Annotated in this window: 11 protein-coding genes and 1 tRNA gene; 3 read left to right on the top strand and 9 right to left on the bottom strand. The window is 59.9% G+C overall.

Going from position 1 to position 9,359, the window contains the following annotated elements:
• Positions 1-99 precede the first annotated feature (99 nt).
• A complete protein-coding gene (locus AC4GMC_RS15615) occupies positions 100-516 on the top strand; it encodes a DUF6314 family protein (RefSeq protein WP_487877212.1) in 417 nt (138 codons plus the stop codon).
• On the opposite strand, the gene AC4GMC_RS15620 is transcribed toward AC4GMC_RS15615, so the two are convergent.
• Together AC4GMC_RS15620 and AC4GMC_RS15625 are read right to left on the bottom strand one after the other, a co-directional pair.
• Complete coding sequence (locus AC4GMC_RS15620; RefSeq protein WP_487877211.1) at positions 501-722, bottom strand: hypothetical protein; 222 nt, start codon at positions 720-722, stop codon at positions 501-503. The two genes, AC4GMC_RS15615 and AC4GMC_RS15620, sit on opposite strands and share 16 nt — an antisense overlap.
• A gap of 114 nt (positions 723-836) precedes the next feature.
• On the bottom strand, positions 837-2,084 hold the full coding sequence (locus AC4GMC_RS15625) for a bifunctional alpha/beta hydrolase/OsmC family protein (RefSeq protein ID WP_487877210.1): 1,248 nt from the start codon (positions 2,082-2,084) through the stop codon (positions 837-839).
• Between the two features lie 112 nt (positions 2,085-2,196).
• Between AC4GMC_RS15625 and AC4GMC_RS15630 the strand changes: the two genes are divergently transcribed.
• Positions 2,197-3,099: an endonuclease/exonuclease/phosphatase family protein gene (locus AC4GMC_RS15630; protein ID WP_487879006.1), complete on the top strand. Its 903-nt coding sequence runs from the start codon at positions 2,197-2,199 to the stop codon at positions 3,097-3,099.
• An 8-nt stretch (positions 3,100-3,107) separates the two neighbouring features.
• On the opposite strand, the gene AC4GMC_RS15635 is transcribed toward AC4GMC_RS15630, so the two are convergent.
• Positions 3,108-3,470: a biotin/lipoyl attachment domain-containing protein gene (locus AC4GMC_RS15635; protein WP_487878295.1), complete on the bottom strand. Its 363-nt coding sequence runs from the start codon at positions 3,468-3,470 to the stop codon at positions 3,108-3,110.
• A gap of 86 nt (positions 3,471-3,556) precedes the next feature.
• The gene (gene dddP / locus AC4GMC_RS15640; RefSeq protein WP_487878296.1) at positions 3,557-4,882 is read right to left on the bottom strand and encodes a dimethylsulfonioproprionate lyase DddP; all 1,326 of its coding nucleotides are present in this window, start codon (positions 4,880-4,882) and stop codon (positions 3,557-3,559) included.
• 86 nt (positions 4,883-4,968) lie between these two features.
• On the opposite strand from dddP, the gene AC4GMC_RS15645 reads away from it, so the two are divergent.
• Positions 4,969-5,736 (top strand): heme-dependent oxidative N-demethylase family protein, encoded by a 768-nt coding sequence (locus AC4GMC_RS15645; protein ID WP_487878297.1) that lies wholly within the window; start codon positions 4,969-4,971, stop codon positions 5,734-5,736.
• Between the two features lie 93 nt (positions 5,737-5,829).
• Here the strand turns inward: AC4GMC_RS15645 and AC4GMC_RS15650 are convergent, their stop codons facing one another.
• The 5 genes from AC4GMC_RS15650 to AC4GMC_RS15670 form a co-directional block, all read right to left on the bottom strand.
• Entirely contained in the window at positions 5,830-6,897 is a 1,068-nt protein-coding gene (locus AC4GMC_RS15650) for a 2'-deoxycytidine 5'-triphosphate deaminase (RefSeq protein WP_487878927.1), read from the bottom strand.
• A gap of 61 nt (positions 6,898-6,958) precedes the next feature.
• Positions 6,959-7,035, bottom strand: a tRNA-Pro gene (locus AC4GMC_RS15655).
• A gap of 105 nt (positions 7,036-7,140) precedes the next feature.
• The gene (locus AC4GMC_RS15660) at positions 7,141-7,929 is read right to left on the bottom strand and encodes a MerR family transcriptional regulator (RefSeq protein WP_487878557.1); all 789 of its coding nucleotides are present in this window, start codon (positions 7,927-7,929) and stop codon (positions 7,141-7,143) included.
• 60 nt (positions 7,930-7,989) lie between these two features.
• A complete protein-coding gene (gene ihfA / locus AC4GMC_RS15665; RefSeq protein WP_038002530.1) occupies positions 7,990-8,292 on the bottom strand; it encodes an integration host factor subunit alpha in 303 nt (100 codons plus the stop codon).
• A gap of 99 nt (positions 8,293-8,391) precedes the next feature.
• Positions 8,392-9,359: beta-ketoacyl-ACP synthase III (locus AC4GMC_RS15670; protein ID WP_488047646.1), on the bottom strand; the 968-nt coding region annotated here is incomplete at its 5' end.

Below are 9,359 nucleotides of genomic sequence, written 5' to 3' on the forward strand. Positions count from 1 at the left end.
GCGTTGCTGCGGCTTGGCGTTTCTCTTAGGGTCCGCTCGGGTGATGTGCAACACGAGGACGGGCTGCGGTGGAATATGCCGCGCCTGTGACAGGCTTTGATGGCGAAAACGGATGGCAAAGCGCGCACATTGGACGATTTTACGGGCGATTGGGCGCTGGAGCGTGTGATTGCGCAGGATGGTCTGCCGCCAGGACAGTTCACTGGCACGGCAACTTGGGCACCGCATGCCGAGGGTTTGGCCTATGTTGAGGAAGGTACCCTGACGATCAGCGGTCAAACCCCAATGGCCGCGACCCGGCGGTATCTGTGGAAGCCAGACCTCAGTGTTTGGTTCGACGATGGACGCTATTTTCACACGGTGCCCGCACGGGGCGGCGATACGGATCATTGGTGTGACCCGGATGATTACAGTGTCCACTACGATTTCGCGGATTGGCCCGCATTTACCGTGACGTGGCGCGTTCAGGGCCCGCGCAAATCCTATAGAATGACAAGTCGCTATAGCCGGATTTGAGAAGGGGGCGAATGGGTCTGTTCACCGCTCAGGACGGGCGGCAGAAAGACCATGGTCAGGCCACCCTCAATCCTGCGGACCTCAGTACATGGGTTTTGCGCGTCTCGGCGCGGTGGCGCAGGTGATTTGATCTGCGCGGTTCTAAGCCGGGCCGCGACGTCGGCGGCGATACGCGGGGAAAGGATCAAACGTTCAAGGGTGTGCATTCTGTGCCCTCCATTCGTGGGCATAGAGTACCGTTCCCGGAAGGTAAGCACTTTGATCTGGCGCAAATTGTGAGCACAACATGGGGCGCCACAGCAGCCAGCTATTTCGTTGAATTATGCGTCCTGGGGTGTTGGAGCGGCTTCATTTTCGGCTACACGCAGGACAGTTTTTACTTTAGCGCCTGCCTCTAACGTTTTGTGAACAGGGCATTTGTCTGCAATCTCAACAAGGCGTTCGTGCTGATCGTCCGACAGATCACCGGCCAGCGTGATCACCCGTGTGAACCGATCAATCCGCTCATTCGGGGTGCCTGCATCCTGCGCGTGCATCCGGTCATGGGTGACGTCTACGCTGATATGGCTCAGTGGCCAGCCTTTGCGTCGGGCGTACATTCGCACCGTCATCGACGTACAGGCCCCCAATCCAGCGGCAAGGAATTGGTACGGTGACATGCCCTTGTTTGTGCCGCCGTAGGCCACGGGTTCATCGGCCAGCGCGTGATGGGTGTTGCCTGATGTGACGTCTTGCAAAAAGCCGTCCGCATCCGCCTCAGACACGCGGGTCACGCCTTCGGGGGCGCCGATGGGCGGGGCTGGCGCACGCAGATCCAGATACCGGCCGGCCCATGCGGCGATCACGTCGGCCACATACTCGGCGTCCGCCGGGCGGGTGATCAGATGGTCGGCATTATCGAGGGTGACAAAGCTTTTGGGGTGCTTTGCGGCGGCAAAAATCGCTGTGGCGTTTTCGATACCCACGGTTTCGTCGCGCGGCGCGTGCAGGACCAAAAGCGCGCGGTTCAACGCGCTTATCGCGGGGGTGAGGGCCGCCTCGCTCACGTCCTCAACGAACGCTTGGCCGATCATAACCGGGCGACCGCCCAGCATGACCGAGGCTTTGCCGTCCGCTTTGATCCGGGGCAAAGCGTCGGCAAAGTTGTGGGTGACATGCCCAGGGTCAGAGGGGGCGCCGATGGTCACCACGGCCTTGACCGATGCGATTGCCCCTGCCGCACGCAAAACCGCAGCCCCCCCAAGGGAATGGCCGATCAACATGCTGGGCGCGAACCCTTCGGATTTGAGGTGTGCGGCGGCGGCAACAATATCATCCACGTTGGAAGTGAACGATGTGTTGGCGAATTCTCCTTCCGAATGACCAAGCCCAGTGAAATCAAATCGCAACACGGCGATCCCCATGGCGGCCAACCGCCCCGAAATCCGGCGCGCGGCGGGAATATCCTTGGAACAGGTAAAGCAATGCGCAAACAACGCCGTCGCGAGGTGCGGCCCCTCGGGCATATCCAGACGTGCGGCAAGTTGCGCGCCATCATGTCCGGTGAATGTCAACTTGCGGCTTGGCATGGAACAGGTCCGATCATTAGTGTTGAGACTGACAATGGGCGCGCGGGCAGGCGGGCTCAAGCGTAGGCGGGCCGCGATCACGCAGCCGTGACTTGAGGCGAGGTTTCGACCCATGTTCCGTGACATATGCTACAGAATGGCGTGGTTTTTCATCGTCGTGTGGGGAGGGACGTGGCTGGGGGCGGTGCATGATGCGGGCGACTCGCTGGCGACATTCCGCCCTATTTGGCTGGTCGCGGCCCTGATATGCGCCGGTTTTGCATGGCCGATCCGGCGGCGCGCTGCGGCGATCGTGGCGATGTTGGGCGCGGTTGGCATGGCGGTTACGGCTGTGACGTGGGGGGCGGGCCTGCCCGGGCTTCAGGTTCAGGCGCAAGGGACCCCAAGTTTTCGGCTGTATCAAAACAATCTGTTTTTCGCGCAGCGTGATCATAGCCTGACCCTGGCCAATATCGCGGCCCTTTCGCCCGATGTGATCACCTTTCAGGAGGTGTCGCAAAACAAACGGTCCTTGTTGGAAGAATTGCGCGCCGACTACCCGCATCAGGCATTTTGTCGATACGGCGCGGTGGGGGCGGTGATGGTGTTGAGCCGGTTGCCCGCCACAGATGAAAAGCCCCTTTGTTTGTATCCCATGGGGTTGGTCGCGTTGCAGGTCGAAACGCCGGGCGGCCCGGTTTGGGTCGTCTCGGTCCATGCCAAGTGGCCCTATCCGTTCAACGATCCCGCACAGGTGGATTACATGGAAACCGCTTTGGCCAAGCTGGATGGTGATATCGTCATGGCGGGTGATTTCAACATGGTGGCGGGCACGCACCGTCTGCGCCGTTTGTCGCGCGCGGCGGGTGTGACGCGGATGGGGCCGTGGGTGCCGACCTTCCGTCTGCCCAGTGGGCCTGAGTGGTGGCGGTATCCGATCCAGATTGACCACGTGTTCGCCACAATGAATGCAGAGGTCCGTCGCGCGCCTGCCTCCGGCTCGGACCATGTCCCGCTGGTGGCTGATCTTTGGTAAAGCGGCGGTCACTCGCGCGCATCCGCGTAGGAAAACGTGCCCTGAACCTGTGATTTTGTCCGAATAAACGCGCCAACCCCGTGATCCGCGTCCAGATAAGTGATGCGCCGCACAATGCGCGTGACGTGACGACCCGGCAATTGCCTACCAACGAAAAAGCCCGCGCGAATACGTACGGCCTTGATCTGACCTGCGGCCTGGGACGCGATTAAACAAACCCACCGGCCCGAGGGTTCAAGCAGTTCGGCCACACGCTCCCCCTCGCGGAGCAGTTGGCCCGGCGCCACGCAAACCGTGCGCACGGTCATCGGATAGCTGCCCTTTTGCGCGGATTGCACCGAGATTACTGGATCATGGGGATGAAAACTCAAACGGCCTGCCTATCCATCGACGACCGTGCACGGCACGGGGGACGACAGATTAGCAGGCCTGCGTTAACAATCCCCTTCCGGCGGGGTTAGTGACCCATCAGCCGTGGATCGAAGGGGTATTTGGTCAGGTTTTCATAGCCGTCTTCGGTAATAAGAACCTGATCCTCTAGCTTGATCGAGAAATCCCCACCCTTGGGCGAAATCAATGCCTCGACACACAGAACCATCCCGGCCTCTAGGTGGCCGTCAAACGCGCCCTCGACGTGGTGTTCGGGATAGCGGATCAGGGGCCATTCATCGCACAGGCCTACGCCGTGCATCAGACAGCCGTATTTTAGCTCTTGGTATTCTGGCTTCAGCTTGTGGGCGTTGAAGGTGAGATCGCGCAGGGGCACGCCGGGTTTGAGCATCTCCATGTTGGTTTGGATGTGCTCAACCCCGTGGCGCATGGCCTCAATCATGTCGGGGCGGGGGGCGGCATCGCCCACCCACCACGTGCGCGAAATATCGACACAAATCCCGTAGGAGCCGACAAGATCGGTGTCAAAGGCCACGATTTCGTTGTTCTGAATGATGCGCGGGCCGCATTCTTGGAACCAAGGGTTGGTGCGCGGCCCAGAGGACAGCAGCCGCGTTTCGATCCATTCACCGCCGCGTTTGATGTTTTCTGCGTGCAGTACGGCCCAGACTTCGTCTTCGCTTAGGCCCGGCGCACAGGCCTTTTCCATCTCATAGCAGGCCGTCTCGCAGGCATGCGAAGCACAGCGCATGGCCAAAATCTCATCCGGGCCTTTGATTGAGCGAGCTTTTTCGGTCAGCTCTTCGCCGTCCGTGACCTCAAACCCCTGCGCCTCAAGCGCGCGAAGCCCGTGTATCATGGGCTTGTCCGCCGCGAGCCGCATGTTGCCGCCGCCGTGGGCCTCAATCAGGGCGCGGACTTCGTTGCTAAAAGCATCAGCGGCGATGTCGATTTTGTCGCCACGCCCAAAATAGAATAGATCCGCGCCCGAGCGTTGCTCTTGGACCAAGGGGTTGAAAGCGCTTAGGAATTTGGCATTTTTATAGTCCCAGATGACCATGTAACCATCCGCACAGACAAGCACCGCGCGAAATGGGTTGTGCGTGTTCCAAAGCTGCATGTTCGTGCTGTCGGTGGCGTAGCGGATGTTGAGCGGGTCGAACATCAACACACCGCCCAAATCCCGCGCGACAACCGCATCCACAAGCCGGCGGTGCCGGTAGGCGCGCATGGCGGCCAAATCGGGCAAGATCAGGCCCGCAGCGTCCCATTCATCGTAGGCCAATTTGGTGGGCCCGATTTCCATCCGGTCATTGTCGTTGGGCGTCCCGTCCAAAAGGTGCGTGCCCTTGCTTGGATCAATCTTGCGGGTGGTGCGATAATGTTGGTTCATGGGGGCCTCCTTATTCATGAGTGTGCCGTGCATTTCGGCACCTTCTGCGGCATAAGCGACACGATTCACCGGCCAAGAGGGCGCAAATGGACATTTTGCAAGAAAAACTGCCCTTTACACCGTGGTCTGATCCGGCGCTTGCGCGGATGCCGGGGATGCGCCCGGTAGAGGGAGATTGGCTGATTGTGGATGAGGCTTATGCCGCACAAATGGCCCACAAAGCGCGTTTGATTGAGAGGCACAGATCGCAGGTTTTGGCCCTTGATCCCGCCGCTGAACCCGCCGCGCACGAGGCATTGGAGGTGGTGCTAGGTGCTTTGCCCGGGGGGTTTGAGCGGCAGGGTGATGCGGTGCGCTGTCCTGACGGCCGTGTGGTTATCCCTGCGCGAGATCACCCGTTGGAGACCTTGGGTGCGTTGATCCAAGAGGACGTTGTATTGCTGCAAAAGCGCGACGGCGCGTTCGTTTTGACGGGGGCAGTGTTGTGTTTTCCCGCGGCGTGGACCCTGGCCGAGAAATTTATGCAGCCCTTGGATGCGATCCACCGCCCCGTGCCCAGCTATGCCCCCGTGGCGGTAAGGGTGGAGCGCATGTTTGATCGGGTGCGCGCGGGGCAACCACTGTGGCGGGCAAATGCATTGATGTATCATGACGCAGAACTGCATCAGCCCCATTCTGAGACGGCGCCACGGATACCGCCCAAGGGAACGCCGCGCTATTTGCGGGCAGAGCGTCAGACGATTTTGCGTTTGCCTCGGACGGATGCGCTAGCGTTTCTGGTGCACACTTATGTCGTGCCTTTTGATCGGTTAACCCCCGCGCAGCAGGCGAGTTGCCCGTTTCATCAGGCGTGAGGTTTTGCGCCGCCTGACGGCGACGCCAAAGCGAGAGATCCTCTCTCGCGCTCTGGGGAGTATTTAGGGAACAAAGGAGGCAGGCGGTGCGGCCTAGGGGGCGGCGAAGTGTTTGGACAGCTTGAGGCCTTGGCCCTGATAGTTGCTTTTCATATCTGCGCCGTAGAGGACATTGGGAACCTCGGTCATGCCTTCGTAGACTAAACGGCCGACCACTTGGCCGTGTTCGAGCACGAAGGGGGCTTCGTGGCAGCGGACTTCAAGGACGCCGCGGGCCGGGACGCCGTGACCAAAGCCGGGATCAAAGAAGCCCGCGTAGTGGACCCTGAATTCGCCGACCATTGCCAGATAAGGTGCCATTTCGGCGGCGTATTGGGGCGGGATTGTCACGGCTTCGCGGCTCACGAGGATGTAGAATGCACCGGGGTCTAGGATGATGCGGCCATCGGATGTGCGGACTTCTTCCCAGTAATCGCGGGGCGTGTAATGGCCGATGTTATCAAGGTCGATCACGCCGGTGTGCGGCTTGGCGCGGTAGCCGACGAGGTCACCTGTGCTGGGTTTGAGATCGACGGAGAAGCCCAAGCCTTCGGAGATCAGTGGGGTGCCATCCACAAGCGGGGTTTGATCGTGCAGTGCAGCCATCGCGCTGTCCGACAGGACGGCTTCGCCTTGGCGGAAGCGGATTTGGTTCAGGCGCATGCCGGGCCGGACCAGAACACTGAACGAACGGGGGCAGATTTCGGCGTAAAGGGGACCTGTGTAGCCTTCGGGGATGCGGTCGAACTCGGTGCCGCCATCGGTGATCACGCGGGTCAGCAGATCGAGCCGCCCGGTGGAGGATTTTGCGTTCGCTACAGCGGTGATTCCGACGGGTAGGGCGAGGCTTTCCATCAGGGGTACAAGATAAACGCAGCCCTTTTCGAGAACCGCGCCGCCGTCGAGTGACATGCGGTGCATTTCAAAGTCCGCGAGGCGATCCGCGACCGGCGTGCCAGCGCCCGCAAGAAACGAGGCCCGGACGCGGTAGGCTACCGTGCCAAGGCGCAGATCGAGCGAGGCTGGCTGTACCTGACCGTCCACCAGTGGTGCGGTCACGGTGATTTCACCGCGGTCCAACATCGCCTCTAGGGCCTGAGAAGGGAGAACCCCGTGTGTCATTTTCTTACCCCTATGAACAGCAAAAGCCGCAGTGCCAAATGGCCTGCGGCTTTGCAGTCGGTGGTCGGGCTAGCAGGACTCGAACCTGCGACCTTCCGTCCCCCAGACGGACGCGCTACCAGGCTGCGCCATAGCCCGACTATGCCGCCCGTATAAGGTATTTTTTCGGGGCTGCAAGCGGCAATTGTCCCGAATGTGGGACCTTTTTGCGTCGCGTTTACCTGTGCAAAAGCCAGCGTCACGTCAGGATTTCAGCTCGGTACTGATCCGGTCGCTCAGAAGCTTGATCCTACGAGCCACAAGGTCAAGCTTGGCGCGGTTTTGGATGCTGAGTGCAGTGTTTGTGCCCCGTTTTGCCGCAACTTTGGCTGTCAATGCGCGGGCCATGGCGTGTTCGGTGATTTCAGGCGCTGGCGGCTCTAGCGGTAGTTCGGGGGCAATTTGTGTGTCCACGATTTGATGCGCGCTATCGAGGATGAGGGGCTCTTGTTCGGGCTCAGGCGCCTCCTCAACGGGTGCGGCATTCTTCTGTAATGCATTGGCAAAGCTGAGAACTTCGGCCTCTTGCGGTTCTGGCTCAACATGCACCATGGGGGCCTCTGAGGGGGCCTCAGGGGTGTCTTGGGACAGAGCATCGAGATCATAGAGACCGCCGCGACCCGTGCCGCCTGCATTTGCATCGTCTTTGATAACGCGCCGGTTGGCGCCCCGACGTGCCGTCCGCGAGGAGGAGGATTTGGTCTGAGGATCTGCAAAGGTAGGCTCCGGTGAGAGAGCCTCAATCGGAGCGGTTCCATCCTCGGCGATCATCTTTTGAACGCCGCGAATGGTCATGCCCTGATCGTGCAAAAGCACACGAATACCGCCCAAAAGGCGCATATCATCGGGGCGGTAATATCGACGCCCGCCGGGCCCCTTTACGGGGCTGACGACGTCAAATTTGCTTTCCCAAAACCGCAAAACATGGGTCGGAACCCCCAACCAATCCGCAACTTCGCGGATGGTGCGAAAGGCATCAGCGCTTTTGCTCATAACTCCCCCTCAACTGTTTGATGGACGCAGCAGTTTGGGCCGCTCCGCGTGAACAGTTTGTTAGGCTTTGTTACCAGTCGCGACGCGATCTTTCATCAAGTGCGATGGGCGGAAGGTCAGCACGCGGCGGGGCGGGATGGGGGCTTCTTCACCCGTCTTGGGGTTGCGACCCACGCGGGCGGATTTCTCACGAACGGAGAATGTCCCGAAAGAGCTGATCTTGACCTGCTCCCCTTGGACCAGCGCATCGGACATGTGCAGCAGAACCTGCTCCACCAATTGTGCGCTTTCGTTGCGCGACAGACCGACCTCGCGGAAAACCGCTTCGCTCAGATCCATACGTGTCAGTGTTTTTGAAGTCATATCCGGGCCCCTCGCCATATTTTCCCCACATTGGGGCACGGCGGTTTTCGAGTCAATAACAAGCACTTGGCCGATGTTCTTCGCGCATCAAATGAGCGGTTACCAGCGTAGTACGACTGCGCCCCATGCCAAGCCGCCGCCAATCGCCTCGGTGACGACCAAATCGCCCTCCCGAACCTGACCGCGTTGCTTGCCCACAGACATCGCCAGCGGAATGGAGGCGGCGGACGTGTTGCCATGATCTTGGACGGTGATCACAACTTTGCTCTCATCAATGCCCAGCTTATCGGCGGTGCGCTTGATGATGCGCAGGTTCGCCTGATGGGGGATGACACAGTCAATATCATCAGTTGTCAGACCGGCCTTGGCGACCACGTCAACGGTACAAGTGGCAAGCTTTTCAACAGCATGGCGAAAGACTTCCTTGCCTTCCATGATCAGGTGGCCGGTGCTTTGGGTGGCGGATGGTCCCCCCGAAACGTACAGAATTTCGCGGAAACGACCGTCCGAATTTAGGTCAGTGGCAAGGATGCCGCGGTCATCTGACGTGCCTTCACCTTCGGCCTTTTCCAAGATCAAGGCACCTGCGCCGTCACCGAACAGAACGCTTGTTGTGCGGTCTTCCCAGTTCATAATCCGGGAAAATGTTTCTGCGCCAATAACCAAAACACGCTCGGCTTGGCCCGACAGAATCAATCCATTCGCATTGGTCAGCGCGTAAACGAAGCCAGCACACACCGCTTGGATATCGAAAGCAAAGCCGCGCTCCATTCCTAGGGCGCCTTGCACCATGGTCGCCACGGATGGGAACGTGAAATCGGGGGTCGAGGTCGCGACAACGATTGCGTCGATCTGGGAGGCATCCATGCCAGCGTCCGCGAGGGCTGCTTGTGCGGCACGGGTCGCGAGGTCGGATGTGGTTTGCCCCTCGGCCGCGAAATGGCGCCGCTCAATCCCCGAACGGGATCGTATCCACGCATCAGACGTTTCGACCCAAGTCTCGAACTCGGCATTCTCCACAACGCGGTCGGGCAGATAGTGGCCCACACCACGCACAACGGATCGGA

The organism is Thalassobacter sp. (assembly GCF_982993085.1).

Excerpts from the sequence above, each read along its gene's own strand:
- AC4GMC_RS15630 (WP_487879006.1), top strand. The coding sequence starts at position 2,197 with ATGTTCCGTGACATATGCTACAGAATGGCGTGGTTTTTCATCGTCGTG.
- dddP (WP_487878296.1), bottom strand. The coding sequence starts at position 4,882 with ATGAACCAACATTATCGCACCACCCGCAAGATTGATCCAAGCAAGGGC.
- ihfA (WP_038002530.1), bottom strand. The coding sequence starts at position 8,292 with ATGACTTCAAAAACACTGACACGTATGGATCTGAGCGAAGCGGTTTTC.
- AC4GMC_RS15650 (WP_487878927.1), bottom strand. The coding sequence starts at position 6,897 with ATGACACACGGGGTTCTCCCTTCTCAGGCCCTAGAGGCGATGTTGGAC.
- AC4GMC_RS15645 (WP_487878297.1), top strand. The coding sequence starts at position 4,969 with ATGGACATTTTGCAAGAAAAACTGCCCTTTACACCGTGGTCTGATCCG.
- AC4GMC_RS15620 (WP_487877211.1), bottom strand. The coding sequence starts at position 722 with ATGCACACCCTTGAACGTTTGATCCTTTCCCCGCGTATCGCCGCCGAC.
- AC4GMC_RS15615 (WP_487877212.1), top strand. The coding sequence starts at position 100 with ATGGCGAAAACGGATGGCAAAGCGCGCACATTGGACGATTTTACGGGC.
- AC4GMC_RS15625 (WP_487877210.1), bottom strand. The coding sequence starts at position 2,084 with ATGCCAAGCCGCAAGTTGACATTCACCGGACATGATGGCGCGCAACTT.
- AC4GMC_RS15660 (WP_487878557.1), bottom strand. The coding sequence starts at position 7,929 with ATGAGCAAAAGCGCTGATGCCTTTCGCACCATCCGCGAAGTTGCGGAT.